This is a genomic window from Telluria sp. GW821-FHT07G12, from assembly GCF_059418525.1.
Genome location: NZ_JBWKQA010000002.1, coordinates 396,460 through 413,807, shown reverse-complemented (window position 1 = coordinate 413,807; position 17,348 = coordinate 396,460). Strand labels below are relative to the sequence as shown.

General features: G+C 65.1%; 15 protein-coding genes. 4 read left to right on the top strand and 11 right to left on the bottom strand.

The genetic code is table 11. The annotated features are described in order from the left end of the window. Positions 1-41 precede the first annotated feature (41 nt). Both AC07PE_RS10080 and AC07PE_RS10075 read left to right on the top strand, forming a co-directional pair. A complete protein-coding gene (locus AC07PE_RS10080; RefSeq protein WP_498763767.1) occupies positions 42-1,211 on the top strand; it encodes a GGDEF domain-containing protein in 1,170 nt (389 codons plus the stop codon). 21 nt (positions 1,212-1,232) lie between these two features. Further along, entirely contained in the window at positions 1,233-1,565 is a 333-nt protein-coding gene (locus AC07PE_RS10075; RefSeq protein WP_498763765.1) for a YnfA family protein, read from the top strand. Between the two features lie 8 nt (positions 1,566-1,573). On the opposite strand, the gene AC07PE_RS10070 is transcribed toward AC07PE_RS10075, so the two are convergent. Beyond that, a complete protein-coding gene (locus tag AC07PE_RS10070; protein WP_498763763.1) occupies positions 1,574-2,374 on the bottom strand; it encodes an SDR family oxidoreductase in 801 nt (266 codons plus the stop codon). Positions 2,375-2,512: 138 nt separating this feature from the next. Here AC07PE_RS10070 and AC07PE_RS10065 point away from each other — a divergent pair, with 138 nt between their 5' ends. Beyond that, complete coding sequence (locus AC07PE_RS10065; protein ID WP_498763761.1) at positions 2,513-4,468, top strand: tetratricopeptide repeat protein; 1,956 nt, start codon at positions 2,513-2,515, stop codon at positions 4,466-4,468. A gap of 55 nt (positions 4,469-4,523) precedes the next feature. On the opposite strand, the gene ppsA is transcribed toward AC07PE_RS10065, so the two are convergent. Continuing rightward, positions 4,524-6,968: a phosphoenolpyruvate synthase gene (gene ppsA, locus AC07PE_RS10060; RefSeq protein WP_498763759.1), complete on the bottom strand. Its 2,445-nt coding sequence runs from the start codon at positions 6,966-6,968 to the stop codon at positions 4,524-4,526. A gap of 183 nt (positions 6,969-7,151) precedes the next feature. Here ppsA and ppsR point away from each other — a divergent pair, with 183 nt between their 5' ends. Continuing rightward, positions 7,152-8,000, top strand: a complete 849-nt coding sequence (gene ppsR, locus AC07PE_RS10055; protein ID WP_498763757.1) for a posphoenolpyruvate synthetase regulatory kinase/phosphorylase PpsR — start codon at positions 7,152-7,154, stop codon at positions 7,998-8,000. A 96-nt stretch (positions 8,001-8,096) separates the two neighbouring features. Here ppsR and AC07PE_RS10050 read toward each other — a convergent pair whose 3' ends face one another. The 9 genes from AC07PE_RS10050 to bamA all read right to left on the bottom strand — a co-directional run bounded on the left by AC07PE_RS10050 (position 8,097) and on the right by bamA (position 17,319). Beyond that, the gene (locus AC07PE_RS10050; protein ID WP_498763755.1) at positions 8,097-9,308 is read right to left on the bottom strand and encodes an EAL domain-containing response regulator; all 1,212 of its coding nucleotides are present in this window, start codon (positions 9,306-9,308) and stop codon (positions 8,097-8,099) included. Positions 9,309-9,358: 50 nt separating this feature from the next. Next, entirely contained in the window at positions 9,359-10,153 is a 795-nt protein-coding gene (locus AC07PE_RS10045; protein WP_498763753.1) for a TrmH family RNA methyltransferase, read from the bottom strand. Beyond that, positions 10,150-10,833 (bottom strand): ribonuclease HII, encoded by a 684-nt coding sequence (rnhB, locus tag AC07PE_RS10040; RefSeq protein WP_498763751.1) that lies wholly within the window; start codon positions 10,831-10,833, stop codon positions 10,150-10,152. The genes AC07PE_RS10045 and rnhB overlap by 4 nt, the downstream gene beginning before the upstream one ends. Continuing rightward, the gene (gene lpxB, locus AC07PE_RS10035) at positions 10,830-12,002 is read right to left on the bottom strand and encodes a lipid-A-disaccharide synthase (protein ID WP_498763749.1); all 1,173 of its coding nucleotides are present in this window, start codon (positions 12,000-12,002) and stop codon (positions 10,830-10,832) included. The genes rnhB and lpxB overlap by 4 nt, the downstream gene beginning before the upstream one ends. After that, the gene (lpxA, locus tag AC07PE_RS10030; RefSeq protein ID WP_498763747.1) at positions 11,986-12,777 is read right to left on the bottom strand and encodes an acyl-ACP--UDP-N-acetylglucosamine O-acyltransferase; all 792 of its coding nucleotides are present in this window, start codon (positions 12,775-12,777) and stop codon (positions 11,986-11,988) included. Before lpxA ends, lpxB begins: the two co-directional genes overlap by 17 nt. After that, positions 12,777-13,274: a 3-hydroxyacyl-ACP dehydratase FabZ gene (gene fabZ / locus AC07PE_RS10025; RefSeq protein WP_498763745.1), complete on the bottom strand. Its 498-nt coding sequence runs from the start codon at positions 13,272-13,274 to the stop codon at positions 12,777-12,779. Before fabZ ends, lpxA begins: the two co-directional genes overlap by 1 nt. Continuing rightward, entirely contained in the window at positions 13,271-14,329 is a 1,059-nt protein-coding gene (gene lpxD / locus AC07PE_RS10020; protein WP_498763743.1) for a UDP-3-O-(3-hydroxymyristoyl)glucosamine N-acyltransferase, read from the bottom strand. Before lpxD ends, fabZ begins: the two co-directional genes overlap by 4 nt. A gap of 90 nt (positions 14,330-14,419) precedes the next feature. After that, positions 14,420-14,947 carry an OmpH/Skp family outer membrane protein gene (locus tag AC07PE_RS10015; RefSeq protein ID WP_498763741.1) on the bottom strand — a complete coding sequence of 176 codons (528 nt, stop codon included), beginning with the start codon at positions 14,945-14,947 and terminating at the stop codon, positions 14,420-14,422. Positions 14,948-14,958: 11 nt separating this feature from the next. After that, positions 14,959-17,319, bottom strand: a complete 2,361-nt coding sequence (bamA, locus tag AC07PE_RS10010) for an outer membrane protein assembly factor BamA (protein WP_498763739.1) — start codon at positions 17,317-17,319, stop codon at positions 14,959-14,961. Positions 17,320-17,348 lie beyond the last annotated feature (29 nt).

Genomic DNA, 17,348 nt, shown 5'->3' with positions numbered 1-17,348 from the left:
AAATAGGGTTTTACGTAAATATTTGATACCATAGAGAAATTATGTTGATCGTCGTAAGCCTGCTGCTGCTGACCATGGCGCTGTCCGCCGTCATGCTCCTCGTCCTGTCCTCACTGAAGAAGAGCGGCGCCCGCGGCATCCGCGAATGGTCCGCGGCCAACGCGATGGCGGTGGTCTCGCTGCCGCTGTTCGCGGCGCGCGGTGCGGTGCCGGACCTGCTGTCGATCGAGGTCGCGAACACCCTGCTGCTGGGCACCACGGTATGCATGCTGGCAGGTTACCGCCGCCACCTCGGCCTGGCCGTGCCGTGGCGCCGCCTTGGCGTCTGCGTCGCGCTGGGCCTGGCCGCGATCCTGGTGCTGCACCACGGCGTCGATTCCATTGCCGGACGGGTCGTGGCGATGGCCATCCTGCACGGCGCCCTGTGCGTGGAAATGGGCGTGGTGCTGCGGCCGCAGCTGGCGCGCCCGGGACGGCGCTATCCGGTCGTGTTCACCATCTGCGCGGCCTATGCCAACGCCGCCGTCCAGATGGTGCGCGCGATCGTCTACGGCGCGCAGGCCGCCGGCATGCCCCTGCCCTGGGAAGATGCGGTCATCAGCATGGTGTTCTTCTCGGCCGGCGCCCTGTCCCTGCCGGCGCTGACCCTGGGGGCGGTGATGATGGCGAACGCCGAGCTGATCGCGCGCGCCCGGCACGCCGCCGACCACGACCACCTGACCGGCGCCCGCTCGCGCCGCGCCTTCTTCGAACTGGCCGCGCGCGAACAGGCGCGCGCACTGCGCAGCCGGAATCCGCTGTCGCTGCTGCTGTTCGACGTCGACCATTTCAAGCGCATCAACGACACCCACGGCCATGCGGCCGGCGACCGGGTGCTGGTCGATATCGTCGAGCGGACCGGCGCGGTGGTGCGCAGCATCGACACCGTGGCCCGCTTGGGCGGCGAGGAATTCGCCGTGCTGCTGCCGGATACCGGCGCCGACACCGCGATGCTGGTGGCCGAGCGCCTGCGCCTTGGCCTGGAGCGGCCGGCGGATAGCGCGTCGGGCATCGCCGCCGGCTATACGGTCAGCATCGGCGCCGCCACGCTCGCCACCGGCGAGAGCATCGACGCCATGCTGTCTCGCGCCGACGCTGCCCTCTATGCGGCCAAGGCCAGCGGCCGCAATGCGGTGGCCGATGCGCGCGAACTGCCGGTTAAAATGGCATAAATCGTTTAGCCTTAGCTTCACATGCCCGTACTCGTCAAGTTCGCAAGCCTGTTCGCCCTCACCGCGCTGGCGGAAATCCTCGGCTGCTACCTGCCCTGGCTGGTGCTCAAGGCCGGCAGGAGCGCTTGGCTGCTATTGCCGGCAGCGCTGTCGCTGGCGCTGTTCGCCTGGCTCCTGACCCTGCACCCGGCCGCGGCCGGCCGTACCTATGCGGCCTATGGCGGCATGTACATCGCGGTGGCGCTGCTGTGGCTTCGGTTCGTCGACGGCATTGCGCTCACGCGCTTCGACCTGATCGGAGCCGGCCTGGCGCTGGCGGGGATGGCGGTGATTGCGCTGCAACCGCAAGCGTAGAGCTGCTCTCAGGTCGCGAGCCGGCTGGCGACAAAACGGCTGACCCGGTCCGGCCCCATCCCGCCCAGAGCGTGCATGAGGCGCGCCATCCAGCCGACCGGCCAGTGCACCTTGCCGAAGCCGCGGTAGCACGCAGCGCGCCAGACCACCTGCGCCACGTCCTCGGGCGTGAGCTTCACGCCGAGCCGGCGCACGCTGGCCGCATCGATCCCGTCCACCATCGCCGTGCGCACGAACAGCGGCATCACGTCCATCACGCGGATCCCGTCCGCCTGCCATTCGACGTTCAGGGCCTCGGTCAGGCCGCGTACCGCGAACTTGGTCGCCGAATAGGTTGCCAGCGAGGCCTGGCCGTACTCGGCCGACGCGGAGGACAGGTTGATCACGCGCGCGCCCGGCGTGCGCAGCAGGTAGGGCCGAGCGAGATGGCAGCCGTTCAGCACGCCCTTGACGTTGACTTCGACTAGCGCATGGTGGCGCGCCAGCGGACTGGCGGTGAACGGCCCCGAGATCAGGATGCCGGCATTGTTGACCAGCAGGTCGAGGCGGCCGGCGCGGCGCGCGAAGCCGGCCAGCGCGGTTTCCCAGCTTTGCTCGCTGGTGACGTCGAGGCGGCAGGTCCAGGCGTTTTGCGGGCCCAGTTCCTGCGCGAGCGCGGCCAATGCGACATCGTCGATATCCGCCAAGCCGACGAACCAGCCGCGCTGGGCGAACAGGATGGCGGTGGCGCGGCCGATGCCGCTGGCGGCGCCGGTGATGAACATGCAGGGCGGCGTTACCAGGCTTGTCTTCGCAACGAGAGCTCCCATGGTTTCCTTCGGTGCAGGAATATCAAAAACAATAAGGCCAAATCCGATCAGCTCGGAGCACTTCTTTGCGCTAGGCGCTTGCAATGTGGAAATTCTGCATCGTAATCTAACAGATCCCTCCATTGAGCTTAAGAAATTATGCTGAAACGCTTGCTCGCTGCATTCAAGCCCCGGAACGTCCAATCACCATCCCCGGGCTCCTCCGCGAAACAGGAGCCGATTTCCGCCTTCGATCAATATGGACGGGAATTGAAGATCGATCGTAGCCAATGGCGCGACAACGTGCTGCTGCCGCAATTGCTGAAGCAGTGGAATGATCCGGATGCCCTGGCCAGCATCTTGATGTCAGCGCTCGATGACGGTTTCGAGCGGGATCTGCTCGACGCCGGGCGGCGCCTGGTCGAGATCGACCCGAATCCGGAGCGCAGTCATACCTTGTTCGGCATCGTATTGCTGAAAAACGGCCGGCCTGCCGAATCTCGCGCGGTGCTGAATGAGGCCATCGCGCGGGTTGGTGCCTCAGGTGTTCTCCTGACCAATCTCGCCAAGGTTGCTTTCGAGGAAAGCGGTCAGGCAGAGGCCATGCGCATCCTGCGACAAGCGCTCGAGAAAGGCCCAAACCTGGAGAACGCGCTCATGTGGTGGCTGGCTGCCGAGCGCGAGCGCGGCGGAGAGGCTGCGTATCTGGAGGCCCTGCAGGAAGTGGCGAGCGTCCCCGGCAGCTGGCGCGCACAGCTGTGGCTGGCCCGCCATGCGCTGGACACCGGCAACGTGGAATCCGCACTCCGCTACTACAAGGAAGTGCTGGGCGCCGGAACCTACGAGTCCGGGGCGCTGTTGATGATCTCCGGGGATCTCGGCAATCACGACCGAGCCGACCTGGCGCTTGAACTGGTCGAGCCCGAATACGATCCGGACCGGCATGGACCGGAAACCGGTCTGAACCTCCTGCGCGCCATGCACGTGAGAGGTCATCTTGCGCGCGGTGAGGCGCTTCTGGCCCGCCTATACGCCCTCGACCTGCCGCCGTACAAGTCCGCCCTCGACCAGGCTGCCGCTGCCTTTCTTCAGCTCCGCGAGGCCATGTCATCCAGCACACCTTTCGAGGGGCAACCCAGCATCGAAGTGCGTCAGCTCGGCCGCCCCATCTGGCATTTTGGACTCCACGATGCTTCCTGGCTGTTTGAAGAAAAAGCAGAACAAGCGCCGCAAATCGGCGTTGCCGCCTTTGCCATGCTTGGGTCGAACTCTAGCGGTGCCGAAGTGCAGCAGGAGGACGAAATCGGGCGACTGACACGCTCAATACCCCTCTATCTTGCCGAGGCGGTGCATTACTGGACCGACCTCGCCTCCAGCACATTCATTCCAGTCATCGAGGGCGGCGGCGCTGTGGTCTTCGGCACCGCGGACGGCCCGGAACTTTTCGCCCGCGTTCCGCCTACGCTTCGCTGGGTGGTCAGCGGCGAGATCACTTGCGCTGCTCGGGAAGGCGGCGAGCACGCCATCGCGCTGCATCTGTGGGACTGCGCGAAACGCGAGATCGTTGCCACACGCACCGAAACCTGCGGCATGCAGGACATCGGCGCGGCAGTCTTGAGACTGGAAAAGACGTTGCTCAGCCTGCTCGGCGCAGGGCGCAGCGCCCCAGCCGATGCCTTCTACCGGCGCCCCTCCGTGCCCGCCATGAACATCTATCTCGCGGCGCTGGGACAATCACTGGTTCTGTCCCTGACGGCAAACGGCATCGTTCCGAAGTCCTCACTTTGGGGCGAACGGACAATGCTCGACTGGCCACTGAGCATGGCGCTGCGATTCAGGGCGGGCGAGGCGGCCAGCATCATGTACCTGGCCGGCCTGGGAAAGGCAAAGGACTACGGATCGGACATCCTGCCGGAGTTCCGGAACCGCACCCAGCAACTAATCCGCGAGGCGGCACCCGGCAGTGCGACTGCACGACTGGCCCCGGTCGCATGGACAGCCCTGGGCATGGACGCCGAGCTACACGCCTACCGCGCCGGCCTGCCGGCAGACATCGATCCGGCCTACCTGACCTGGCTCGACACTCTGTCAGACCCGCATCCGGCGGAAGGCTGAAAAAAACCCCGTGGCCGCACCAGGCCAACGGGGTTTGTTCAGCAGCGCCGCAGTCTTACATCGCCGCCAGCTTCTTCCAGGTATCGATCACCGAGTCCGGATTCAGCGACATCGACTCGATGCCCTGCTCCACCAGCCACTGCGCGAAGTCCGGATTATCCGACGGCCCTTGGCCGCAGATGCCGATGTACTTGCCCTGCGCGCGGCAGGCCTTGATCGCCAGCGACAGCATCGCCTTGACGGCCGGATCGCGCTCGTCGAAGTCCTTGGCCAGCAGTTCCATGCCAGAGTCACGGTCCAGGCCCAGGGTCAGCTGGGTCAGGTCGTTGGAGCCGATCGAGAAGCCGTCGAAGTGTTCCAGGAACTGCTCGGCCAGGATCGCGTTCGAAGGCACTTCGCACATCATGATGACGCGCAGGCCGTTCTCGCCGCGCTTCAGGCCGTACTTCGCCAGCAGCGCGATCACCTTCTCGGCCTGGCCGAGGGTGCGCACGAACGGGATCATCAGCTCGACGTTAGTCAGGCCCATCTCTTCGCGCACGCGCTTCATGGCCAGGCATTCCATCTCGAAGGACTCGGCAAAGTCCTCGGCCAGGTAGCGGGCGGCGCCGCGGAAGCCCAGCATCGGGTTTTCTTCGTCCGGCTCGTAGCGCGAACCGCCGATCAGCTTCTTGTACTCGTTCGACTTGAAGTCGGACAGGCGCACGATGACCGGCTTCGGCCAGAAGGCGGCAGCGATGGTCGCCACGCCTTCGGCCAGCTTGTCGACGTAGAAGGCCTTCGGCGAAGCGTGGCCGCGCGCGACCGACTCGACCGCCTTTTTCAGGTCGTTGTCGATGTTCGGGTACTCGAGGATGGCCTTCGGGTGCACGCCGATGTTGTTGTTGATGATGAACTCGAGACGCGCCAGGCCGACGCCGCCGTTCGGCACCGACTGGAAGTCGAAGGCCAGTTGCGGGTTGCCGACGTTGAGCATGATCTTGGTCTTCAGCGGCGGCAGTTCGCCGCGCACTTCTTCCGACACCTCGGTTTCCAGCAGGCCGTCGTAGATGCGGCCTTCGTCGCCCTCGGCGCAGGAGACGGTCACGAAGGTGCCGTCCTTCAGCGTCTCGGTGGCGTCGCCGCAGCCGACCACCGCCGGCACGCCCAGCTCACGCGCGATGATCGCCGCGTGGCAGGTGCGGCCGCCGCGGTTGGTGACGATCGCGGAAGCGCGCTTCATCACCGGCTCCCAGTTCGGGTCGGTCATGTCGGCCACCAGCACATCGCCGGGCTGCACGCGTTCCATCTCGGACGGGTCGTTGATCACGCGGACCGGACCGGCGCCGATCTTCTGACCGATCGCGCGGCCCGAGGTCAGCACGGTGCCGGTGCCCTTCAGCTTGAAGCGCTGCTGGGCGTCGCCGGCCTTCTGCTGCGATTTCACGGTTTCCGGACGCGCCTGCAGGATGTACAGCTTGCCGTCGCGGCCGTCCTTGCCCCACTCGATGTCCATCGGGCGGCCGTAGTGCTTCTCGATGATGACGGCGTATTTGGCCAGTTCGACCACTTCCTCGTCGTTCAGCGAATAGCGGTTGCGCAGCTCGACCGGCACGTCGACGGTCTGCACCGAGCGGCCTGCCTTGGCTTCCTTGGTGAACTCCATCTTGATCAGCTTGGAGCCGATATTGCGGCGGATGACCGGCTTCTTGCCCTGCTCGAGCATCGGCTTGTGCACGTAGTACTCGTCCGGGTTGACGGCGCCCTGCACCACAGTCTCACCCAGGCCGTAGCTGGAGGTGATAAAGACCACGTCCTTGAAGCCCGACTCGGTATCGATGGTGAACATCACGCCGGCGGCGCCGGTGTCCGAGCGCACCATGCGCTGCACGCCGGCCGACAGCGCGACCTCGGCGTGGGTGAAGCCTTTATGGACGCGATACGAAATGGCGCGGTCGTTGTACAGCGAGGCGAACACGTGCTTCATGGCTTCCAGCACGTTGTCGATGCCGACCACGTTCAGGAAGGTCTCCTGCTGGCCGGCGAAGGAGGCGTCCGGCAGGTCTTCCGCAGTCGCGGACGAGCGCACGGCGAACGACATCTCGCTCTCGGAATCGGCGACCAGGCGCTCGTAGAAGTTGCGGATTTCCTGTTCCAGACGCGGCTGGAACGGGGTCTCGACGATCCACTGGCGGATTTCGGCGCCGGCGGCGGCGAGCGCGCGGGTGTCGTCGATGTTCAGGTTCTCCAGGCGCAGTTCGATGCGCTGGCCCAGCGAGGGACCGCCGTCGGCGCTGTGGCGCAGGAAGTCGCGGAAGGCATCGGCCGTGGTGGCAAAGCCGCCCGGTACGCGCACGCCGGCTTCGGCCAGCTGGCTGATCATTTCGCCCAGCGACGCATTCTTGCCGCCGACCGACTCGACGTCGGTCATGCGCAGTTTTTCGAACGGAGCGACGTAGACGCTTTCTCCGGCCGCCGCGGGATCGGGTGGAGTCAATGCTGCAGTAGACAGGTTAGTCATGATGAAACACCTTTTTTGATGATAGGAATCTTTCGCGGATTCGCTGGAAAGGCGGTGTGTTCTTGTTATTCTTCGCGCCGTGCAGCAGAATCCTTACAACCGTTGCCGAGCATTTTAACCCGCGTTTGTGCAATGCACCGTGCGCTGGCTGCAACTTCGTCATCATCTTAGCAAAAAGGCACCATGACTTCCTTGAGCACTCCGGCCAATCCGAACGCCGCGCGCACCGTTTTCTTCGTGTCCGACGGCACCGGCATCACCGCCGAAACCTTCGGCCATGCGGTGCTGAGCCAGTTCGAAATGCGCTTCCGCCAGATCCGCCTGCCCTTCATCGATACCATGGAGAAAGCCTACGAGGCGGCGCGCCGCATCAACGAGGTCGCACTCAGCGACAACCAGCGCCCCATCGTGTTCTCGACCCTGGTCAAGCACGACCTGTCGGCCGTGATCCGCGCCGCCCAGGGCATGCACATGGACCTGTTCCAGACCTTCGTCGCGCCGCTCGAGCAGGAACTGGGCGTGAAGTCGACCCACACCATCGGCCGCATCCACAACGTGGTCGACAGCGAGGAATACAAGAGCCGCATCGAAGCCATCAACTTCTCGCTGGCCCACGACGACGGCCAGTCGCATAAGAACCTGGCCGATGCCGACGTGATCCTGGTCGGCGTCTCGCGCTCGGGCAAGACCCCGACCAGCCTGTACCTGGCGATGCAATACGGGATCAAGGCCGCCAACTACCCGCTGATCCCGGACGATTTCGAACGCGGCAAGCTGCCTTCGGCGCTGCCGCAGTTCAAGCACAAGCTGTTCGGTTTGACGATCACGCCGGAACGCCTGGCCGAGATCCGCAACGAGCGGCGTGCGGGCAGCAAATATGCGTCGCTGGAGAATTGCCGCTATGAGGTGAACGAGGCCGAGACGCTGATGCGCCGCGAGGGGATCCGCTGGCTGTCGTCGACGACCAAGTCGATCGAGGAGATTTCGACGACCATTCTTCAGGAGATCAAGCCGGATCGTCGGGAGTATTAAGGCATTACCGTCATTCCCGCGAAGGCGGGAATCCATACTGAGGCACTGTTCACGCGACGCATGGATTCCCGCTTTCGCGGGAATGACGTGGCGGCTTTAGAAAAAGTGCCGCCAGTCTTCCAGCCAATCAGGAAACGCCGAAGCCTCCATCGGATTGGCAATATGGTAGCCCTGCGCATAAGTACACCCCAGCCCCTGCAGGAAGTCCCAATCCTGGCGCGTCTCGACACCCACCGCCACCGACATCCGGTCCAGGCTGTGCGCCAGCCCCAGACAAGATTTTAGCACCGTGCCAAGCGGACGCTTTTTGGAAGCGCCATCGACAAACGAGCGGTCGATCTTCAGCTCCGAGAACGGAATCCGCGCCAGCAGCTGCAGGTTGGAGCGCCCGGTGCCGTAGTCGTCGATCGCCAGGCCGAAGCCCATCATGCGCAGGCGCACCAGGCGTTCGATGAAGTCGGCGTCGAACTTCAGGATCGACCCTTCCGTGATCTCGAAGGTCAGGTAGTCGGGCATCACGCCGTGGCGCTTCATGCAGGACGACACCTGGCGGATGAAGTTGGGATTCGCCAGCGTTTCCGGCGCCAGGTTCAGGGAGATCGAGATCGGGATGCCCTGGTCGTGGAACTGGCGGCAGCGCTCGACCGACAGCTCGATCATGGTCCAGTCGAGGAAGTCGACGCGGTTGTTCTGCTCCAGCGCGTCGATGAAGGCGCCCGGGCCCAGCACGCCGTGCTCGGGATGGCGCCAGCGCGCGAAGGTCTCGAGGCCCTTCACCTGGCCGGTGGCGAGTTCGATCTTGGGCTGGAAGAAGGGTTCGAACTGGCGCTGCTGCAGGCCGACGCCGACTTCCGCGAAGCTGAAAGCCGGCGTTGTCGGGTTGCTGCGCGGACGCGCCGGCGGCTGGAAGTTGTCCAGTAGGGCCTTCAGCTTGGCGCTGGAAACGGGCTTGGCGATGGTGCCCAGCAGGTCGACCCCGTAGGATTGCGCCAGGGTCTCGACCGAAAACAGCACGCCGGCGGGCTGGGCGCCGATCACGATCAGCCTTACCGCGGACTTGAGCGCGGCAATCGCGCGCAGCAGCTCGAGGCCGTCCATGCCGCCCAGGGCCAGGTCGATGATGGCGACGTCGACCTTCGGCGTGAAGCCGGCCTGCAGGGTGCGCAGCGCGGTGGGGCCGTCGGGCACGTCGGTGACGCGGGTCGCGCCCAGCTGGCCCAGCGCCTCGATGAGCGCGCGGCGCTGCACCGGCTCGGCTTCCGCCACCAGGAAATGAAGATTTTGTAAAGCTAACTGCATTGTGTCCATACCGACTCCGCTTGCCCAACCCGAAGGGTACATGGCGCCAGCATTGCCGTCTATGGCTGGCGGTGCCGGGCCTGCCGTAATTGCTCGAAAAAGCACACGGCGGCGCAGGCCGCCACGTTCAGCGACTCGACCTGTCCGGCGTGCGGCACGGCCACGCGCCGGCTGGCCAGGTTCAGCAGCTCGTCCGACACACCCTGCCCTTCATGGCCCAGCACCCAGGCCACCGGCCTGGACAGCTCGACCTCGTACAGGGATTCGGCCGCGTAGCCGCTGGTGGCCAGCACCGGCACCTGTGCGGCGCGCACGACCGCAGGCAGGTCCACGTTCTCGAAAATCTCCAGCACGAAGTGCGCGCCCATGGCCGCGCGCAGCACCTTGGGCGACCAGCAGAAGGCGGTGCCGGGGCTGCACCAGACCTGCTTGATGCCGGCCGCGCCGGCGCTGCGCAGGATGGAGCCGACGTTGCCCGGGTCCTGCACGCCATCCAGCAGCACCGCGGATTCTGTCAGCGCGCGGGGCGCCAGCGGCGACGGCGTATCGACCACGAACACCAGGTTGACGCCATGTTCGACCTGGCTGATGGCGCCGAACAGCGCGTCCGGCAGCGCCGTTACATGGCCGCGGCCCGCTTCAACGCGGCCGACGATGGCCGCCACTTCCGGGTTGGCGAGGGCATCCTCGGACACCACGCAGTGGGCCGGCAAGCCTTTCAGGTCCAGCCAGGACTGGCACAGGTGCACGCCGTCCAGCAGCGAGCGGCCGGCCTTGCGGCGCGCCTGCGAGCTGGTGGCCAGGGCTTTCAGTTCTTTATAAAACGGGTTGTCGCGCGAGCTGACGGTCTTCATGCGGGCGCGCCCTCGAAGGCCGAGAACAGGTCCGGCTCGCAAAGGTCGGGCTTTAGAAGCGCACGCACCGGCGCGAAGGAGCGGCGGTGCACCGGGCAAGGCCCGTGCAGGCGCAGGCGCTCCAGGTGCAGCGCGGTCGAGTAGCCCTTGTGCTGGTCGAAGGCGTACTGCGGATAGGCCTCATGCAGGGCCACCAGGGCGGCATCGCGCGCGGTCTTGGCCAGGATCGAGGCTGCCGAAATGGCGTGCACCTTGTCGTCACCCTCCACCACGGCATGGGCGCGGATCGCTTCCGGCAGCTGCGGGCAGCGGTTGCCGTCGATCAGGGCGATGGTCGGGATAGTGGCCAGCTGCTCGACCGCGCGGCGCATCGCCAGCATGGTCGCCTGCAGGATGTTCAGGGTGTCGATCTCGTGGTGCGAGCACTCGGCGATGGCCCAGGCCAGCGCCTGCTCGCGGATGATCGGCGCCAGCTCGTCGCGGCGTGCCTCGGTCAGCTTCTTGGAGTCGCGCAGGCCCTCGATCGGCCGTTTCGGGTCGAGGATGACGGCGGCGGCGTACACCGGCCCGGCCAGCGGGCCGCGCCCGGCTTCATCCACACCACAAACGATGTCGACGGCGGTGAACGGGCGGCCCCTGGTGGGCAGGCCCGGATAGAAATCGAACTTCTTCTTGCTCATTTGTTCTTACCAATTACCTCAAGCACGGCCCGGCTGCTCTCTTCGGCGCTGTTGCGCAGCAGGCTGTGGTGCATGTCCAGGAAGCGCTGCTGCAGCTTCGCGCGATTCGCTTCGTCCGTCAACTGGAACCAGACGGCGTCGGCCAGGGCCTGCGGCGTCGCCGCGTGCTGCAGGAATTCCGGCACCACGAATTCGCGCGCCAGGATGTTCGGCAGGCCGATCCACGGCAGGTAGCCCATGTTCCGGATGAGCAGCCACTCGGCCTGCACCACCTTGTAGGCGATGACCATCGGCTTCTTGAACAGCGCGACTTCCAGCGTTGCCGTCCCCGAGGCCGCCAGCACCGCATCCGCCGCCGCGATGCATGCATGCGACTGGCCGTCGACGAGCTCCAGCGGGACATCCTGCAAGCCGGCCCTCGCCAGCAGCGCCATGAAAGACGCTTTCTGGCGCTCGCCCGCCATCGGCGCGATGAAACGCAGCGACGGGTCGCGCCGGGCCAGCAGCCTGACGGCGCCGGCGAAGGGCTCGGTCAGGTACTTGATCTCGGCCATGCGGCTGCCCGGCATGACGGTCACGACTTTCGCATGCTCCGGGATGCCGAGCTGGCGCCTTGCGGCTGCCACGTCGGGCTGCAGCGGAATCTGTTCGGCCAGCGGATGGCCGATATAGGTCGCCGGCACGCCGGCCTTCCGGTAGATCTCTTCTTCGAAGGGGAAGATCAGCAGCATGTGCGATACCGCGCGCTGGATCTTCTTGATGCGGCCGCCGCGCCAGGCCCAGATCTGCGGACCGACGAAGTGCACGGTCGGGATGCCGGCCGCGCGCAGTTGCTCTTCCAGGCCCAGGTTGAAGCCGGGGTAGTCGGCGCCGATGAATGCGGCCGGCCGCTCGGCGATCAAGCGGTCGCGCAGGCGGTTCTGGATGCCCTTCAGCTCGCGGTAGCGCAGCAGCACCGGCAGCAGGCCGCGCACGGTCAGGGTGTCCATCGGCACGTCGGATGTCAAACCCTGCTCCAGCATGCGCGGACCGCCGATGCCGGTAAAGCGGACATTGGGCAGCTGCGGCTTGAGCCCCGCCATCAGGCGCGCGGCCAGCATGTCGCCGGACAGCTCGCCTGCTACCAGCGCGAGCTCGGTGCCGCCCGCCCTCTCAGCGGACGATGCCACGGGTGGTCGTGCCGAGGAAGTCCAGCATGGCCTGGATCTGCGGGGCGGCATCGCCGGCCTGCGCCGCATCCGCCGCCAGCTTGGCCTTGGCCTCTTCCAGCGTCATGCCGGAACGGTAGATGTCCTTGTAGGCGGCGCGGATGGCGTTGATCTGCTCGCGCGTGAAGCCGCGGCGCTTCAGGCCTTCGATGTTGACGCCATGTGCCTCGGCCGGGTTGCCGGAGACGAGCACGTAGGGCGGCACGTCCTGGGTCAGGCTGGTGTACATGCCGATGAAGGCATGCGCGCCGATCTTGCAGAACTGGTGCACGCCGCAGTAGCCCGACAGGATCGCCCAGTCGCCCACCACCACGTGGCCGGCCAGCTGCGCGTTGTTCGAGAAGATCGTGTGGCTGCCAACCTGGCAGTCGTGGGCCAGGTGGACGTAGGCCGAGATCCAATTATCGTCGCCCAGGCGGGTCACGCCGGCATCCTGGGCGGTGCCCAGGTTGAAGGTGACGAACTCGCGGATCGTGTTGCCGTTGCCGACTTCGAGGCGGGTCGGCTCGCCGGCCCACTTCTTGTCCTGCGGCGCCGCGCCCAGCGAGGCGAACTGGAAGATCTTGTTGTCCTTGCCGATCGTGGTGTGGCCTTCGATGACCACGTGCGGGCCGACCACGGTGCCGGCGTCGATGCGCACGTTCGGGCCGACGATCGAATACGGGCCGACCTCGACCGAGCTGTCCAGCTCGGCCTTGGGATCGACGATCGCGGTCGGGTGAATCCGGGTGCTCATTACTGCCCCGCTGCCGGCGCTCCCGCCGTTTCGTTCGAACGGATGGTGCACATCAGTTCAGCTTCCACGGCCACCTTGCCGTCGACGCTGGCTTCCGCCTTGTACTTCCAGATGCCGCGCGAGCTGCGCAGGATCTCGACGTCCATCTTGAGCTGGTCGCCAGGACCGACCGGACGCTTGAAGCGGCAATTGTCGATGCCAACGAAGTAGACCACCGAATTCTCGTCCGGCTTCACGCCCATGGTCATGAAGGAGAGGATCGCCGCGGTCTGGGCCAGCGCCTCGACCATCAGCACGCCCGGCATCACAGGCTGGTGCGGAAAGTGGCCGTTGAAGAACTCCTCGTTCACCGTGACGTTCTTGATCGCGGTGATGGTCTTGCCCAGTTCGAAATCGACCACGCGGTCGACCAGCAGCAGCGGATAGCGGTGCGGCAGGTATTCCTTGATCTGGGTGATGTTGAGGGTCTTGGATTCGGTCTTGGTTTCAGTCGTCATTTTTCTTCTGCTTGGTCCGTCAAAGATTTGATCTGTTTTTCCAGCGCGCGGATCTTCTCGCGCATCGAGGACAGGTTGCGCACGATGGCCGCGCTCTTTTCCCACTCGGCGTTCTTGGCCAGCGGGTAGAAGCCGGTGTACTGGCCCGGCTCGAGCACCGAGCGCGAGACCATGCTGCCCGAGGAAATATGGACATTGTCCGCGATTTCCAGGTGGCCGAGCACCATGGCGGCGCCGCCGAAGGTGCAATTCTTGCCGATTTTGGCGCTGCCCGCCACGCCCACGCAGCCGGCCATGGCCGTGTTGGCGCCGATATGGCAGTTGTGGCCGATCTGGATCTGGTTGTCGAGCTTGACCCCATCCTCGATGATGGTGTCGGCCAGCGCGCCGCGGTCGATGGTCGTGTTGGCGCCGACATCGACGTCGTCGCCCAGGATCACGCGCCCGGTCTGGGGAATCTTGATATAGACGCCATTTTCCCGCGCGAAGCCGAAGCCGTCGGTGCCGATCACCGCGCCCGAGTGCAGGATGCCACGCTTGCCGATCTTGCAGCGCGCGTGGAAGCTCACGTTGGCGAACAGCTGGGTATCTTCGCCGATCTCGGCCTCGCGGCCGACGAAGCAGCCGGCCCCGATCACGGCGCCGGCTTTGACCACGGCGCCCGCTTCGACGGTCACCTGCGGCCCGATATGGGCGCTGGGGTCGATCTGCGCGCTTTCGTGGACCACTGCGCTCGGGTGCACGCCGGCCGGCGGCGCGGTTTCTTCCAGCGCCACGAAGTACTGGGCGGCGCGGGCGAAGTAGGCGTAGGGGTTGGTGGTGACGATGCGCGCGCCTTCGTAGGTGGCGGCGACGGTGGCGTCGTCGAGCGGGGCGACGATCAGTGCCGCCGCCCTGCTCTGCGCAGCCAGCGCGCGCAGTTTGCTATTGCTGAGAAAGCTGATGTGCGAAGCGTCGGCGCTGTCGAGCGGTGCGATGCCCTGGACCTCGAGGTCCGGGTCGCCCACGAGCTGGCCACCGAAGCGTTCGACCAATTCACCCAGTCGAGTGCCCATCTGGTCGTTCCGTCTAAAAAGTAAAAACTGAATAATGATACGCCGGCCGGGCGCATCCGTCCGGCCGGCGTTCGTAACGTGTCTTGCCGCTTATTTATCGAGCAGCTTGAGGATCTTGTCGGTGATGTCGATGCGCGGGCTGGTCCAGACCGATTCCTGCAGCACCACGTCGAGGTGTTCCTGCTCGGCCACCTGCTCGATCAGCTTCGATGCCCGCTGGGCGATCGCCCCGCGCTCTTCGTTCTTGCGCTGGAAGAGGTCTTCGTTGAACTCGCGCTGCATGCGCTGTACGTCCTTTTCCATGTCGAGCAGCTCACGGGTGCGGCGGGTGCGGTCGATATCGTTCAGCTTCGGCGCATCGTCGTCGAATTTCTCGCGTGCGCTCTTGTAGCGCTTGACCATGTCGTCGACCTGCTTCTGGCGCTTCGAGAACTCGTTCTGGATTTTCTCGTCAGCCATACGCGCCAGCTTCGATTCGGTCATCAGGCGCTCGGTGTACACGAAACCGATGCGGCCGGTGCCGACTTGCGCCTGGGCGCAAACCGGCGCCAGCGCGCCGGCGCACAGGGCAGCCAGCAGCAAATTACGCGGCAACGACGAAATCGTCTTGTTCAACATGGTTCTCCTGATCAGAAGCCGGTACCCATCTGGAACTGGAAGCGTTCCAGGCGGTCGCCCGGCTTGGCGTTCAAGGGCTTAGCATAACTCAACTTGAGCGGGCCCACCGGCGAAATCCACGACAGGCCGATACCCGCCGAGTAGCGCAGCTGGTCGACGCGGAAGCGCTGGCCTTCCTGGAACACCTGGCCGGTGTCGGCGAAGGTGAACCAGCGCAGCGAACGGTCGCTGCCGCTGCCCGGGAACGGGAACTGCAGCTCGGCGTTGCCGATCACGCGGCGCGCGCCGCCCAGGGCGTCCAGGGTACGGTAGTCCACCAGGCCCAGCGACGAGCTCTCGTAGCCGCGCACCGAGCCGATACCGCCGCCGTAGAAGTTCTTGAAGACCGGGTAGTCACGGCCCTGCAGGCCGCCGCCGATGTCCAGCTCGCCCTTCAGCGCCAGCGTCATCCAGCGCGTGACCGGACGGTACCACTGATGTTCGTAGATCGCACGGTAGTACTTCGAATCGCCCAGCAGGTCGATTTCCAGGTTGGCGCGCTGGTAGCGGCCGCGGGTCGGGGTGACTGCGCTGTCGCGCGAATCGCGGCCCCAGGCCACGGTGAACGGGATCGCGTTGGTGCTCGCGCTGCCGACGCCGGTGAGTTTCGCCAGCGGGTCCTTCGAGTTCTGGCGCACGAACTCCTGGTACGGGGTCGGCGAGCTCTCGTCGGTCTCCAGCTTGGTGCGTTCCAGGCCGGCGCCGAAGTAGACGGTGTCGATGTCCGAGAACGGCACGCCGAAGGTCAGGTTGCCGCCCATCTGGCGCACGGTGTACGAGCCGATGTTCAGCGCCGGCGGACGCGAGGTGCGCAGGTAGAGCTGGAAGGCGCGCGACACGCCTTCGTCCGTGAAGTACGGATTGGTCTGGGCGAACGAGATCGTGCGGTTGTATTTACTGGTATTCAGCTCGATGCCGACCGTGTTGCCGCTGCCGGCAAAGTTGGCCTGCGTGACCGACGCCGTGAAGGTGAACTTCTCGGCCTGCGAGAACGCGCCGCCGATCATGAAGTTACCGGTCGGCCTTTCGACCACGGCGATGTTGACGTCGACCTGGTCGGTGGTGCCCTGGGACTCCGGGGTCTCCACGGTCACGTCCTTGAAGTAACCGAGACGGTCGACGCGGTCGCGCGAGATCTTCACGCGGGTCGGGTCGTACCACGAGCTTTCGAACTGGCGGAATTCGCGGCGGATCACTTCGTCGCGGGTGATCGTGTTGCCCGAGATGGTCATGTGGCGCACATAGGCGCGCTTGCCCGGGTCGACGATGAAGGTGAACTTGACTTCGTGCCTGGCCTGGTCGATTTCCGGATTCGCATTGACGTTGGCGAAGGCATAGCCGAAGCTCGCCAGGCGGTCGGAGATGCGCTTGTTCGAGGCTTCCAGCAGCTCGCCCGAATAGGTCTGGCCGGCGCGCAGCAGGATCAGCTGCTTCAGTTCTTCCTCGCGGCCGAAGGTCTCGCCTTCCATCTTGACGCCGGTGACGGTGTACTTCTCGCCCTCGGTGATGTTGATGGTCAGGTAGATTTCCTTCTTGTCCGGGGTGATCGCGACCTGGGTCGATTCGACGTTCGCTTCCAGATAGCCGTGGTTGGCGTACCAGGACTTGATGGATTCCAGGTCGCCGGTCAGCTTCTGCTTGGAGTACTGGTCGGCCTTCGAGTACCAGGTGAACCAGCCGGAGGTGTTCAGCTGCAGCAGTTCGCGCAGCTGCTTGTCGCTGAAGGCTTTGTTGCCGACGATGTTGATGCCCTTGATCTTAGCGACGTCGCCCTCGTCCACGTTGAACATGATCGTCACGCGGTTACGCTCGATCGGGGTGACGGTGGTGGTGATCTTCACGCCGTACAGGCCGTGCGAAAGGTACTGGCGCTTCAGTTCCTGCTCGGCGCGGTCGACCGACGCCTTGTCGAAGATCTTGGTTTCGCCGACGCCGATTTCCTTCAGCGCCTTGACCAGCATGTCCTTCTCGAATTCCTTGGTGCCGGTGAAGTCCACGCTCGAAATCGCCGGACGTTCCTCGACCAGCACGACCAGCACGCCGTTCTCTTCTTCCAGGCGCACGTCCTTGAAGAAGCCGGTCGCGTACAGGGCCTTGATCGCAGCCGTGCCCTTGTCGTCGTCGAAGGTCTCGCCGACGCGCACCGGCAGGTAGCTGAAGACCGTGCCTGCCTCGGTACGCTGGATGCCTTCGACCCGGATGTCCTTCACGACGAAGGGAGCGTTGGCGGAGGCATGGCCGGCGCAAAGCGCCAGCACTGCTGCGCCGATCAGGCTGTGACGGGAAGGCATGGCGAAACGTGGCAGAACAGGACGATCGGAGTGTAATTTCATTGGCTAGATCAATGGGTCAGTCATTTGGA

Coding starts and splice junctions, on each gene's coding strand:
- fabZ (WP_498763745.1), bottom strand. CDS start 13,274: ATGACGACTGAAACCAAGACCGAATCCAAGACCCTCAACATCACCCAG.
- AC07PE_RS10065 (WP_498763761.1), top strand. CDS start 2,513: ATGCTGAAACGCTTGCTCGCTGCATTCAAGCCCCGGAACGTCCAATCA.
- AC07PE_RS10045 (WP_498763753.1), bottom strand. CDS start 10,153: ATGAAGACCGTCAGCTCGCGCGACAACCCGTTTTATAAAGAACTGAAA.
- bamA (WP_498763739.1), bottom strand. CDS start 17,319: ATGAAATTACACTCCGATCGTCCTGTTCTGCCACGTTTCGCCATGCCT.
- ppsA (WP_498763759.1), bottom strand. CDS start 6,968: ATGACTAACCTGTCTACTGCAGCATTGACTCCACCCGATCCCGCGGCG.
- AC07PE_RS10080 (WP_498763767.1), top strand. CDS start 42: ATGTTGATCGTCGTAAGCCTGCTGCTGCTGACCATGGCGCTGTCCGCC.
- AC07PE_RS10070 (WP_498763763.1), bottom strand. CDS start 2,374: ATGGGAGCTCTCGTTGCGAAGACAAGCCTGGTAACGCCGCCCTGCATG.
- lpxA (WP_498763747.1), bottom strand. CDS start 12,777: ATGAGCACCCGGATTCACCCGACCGCGATCGTCGATCCCAAGGCCGAG.
- ppsR (WP_498763757.1), top strand. CDS start 7,152: ATGACTTCCTTGAGCACTCCGGCCAATCCGAACGCCGCGCGCACCGTT.
- lpxD (WP_498763743.1), bottom strand. CDS start 14,329: ATGGGCACTCGACTGGGTGAATTGGTCGAACGCTTCGGTGGCCAGCTC.
- AC07PE_RS10015 (WP_498763741.1), bottom strand. CDS start 14,947: ATGTTGAACAAGACGATTTCGTCGTTGCCGCGTAATTTGCTGCTGGCT.
- rnhB (WP_498763751.1), bottom strand. CDS start 10,833: ATGAGCAAGAAGAAGTTCGATTTCTATCCGGGCCTGCCCACCAGGGGC.
- AC07PE_RS10075 (WP_498763765.1), top strand. CDS start 1,233: ATGCCCGTACTCGTCAAGTTCGCAAGCCTGTTCGCCCTCACCGCGCTG.
- AC07PE_RS10050 (WP_498763755.1), bottom strand. CDS start 9,308: ATGGACACAATGCAGTTAGCTTTACAAAATCTTCATTTCCTGGTGGCG.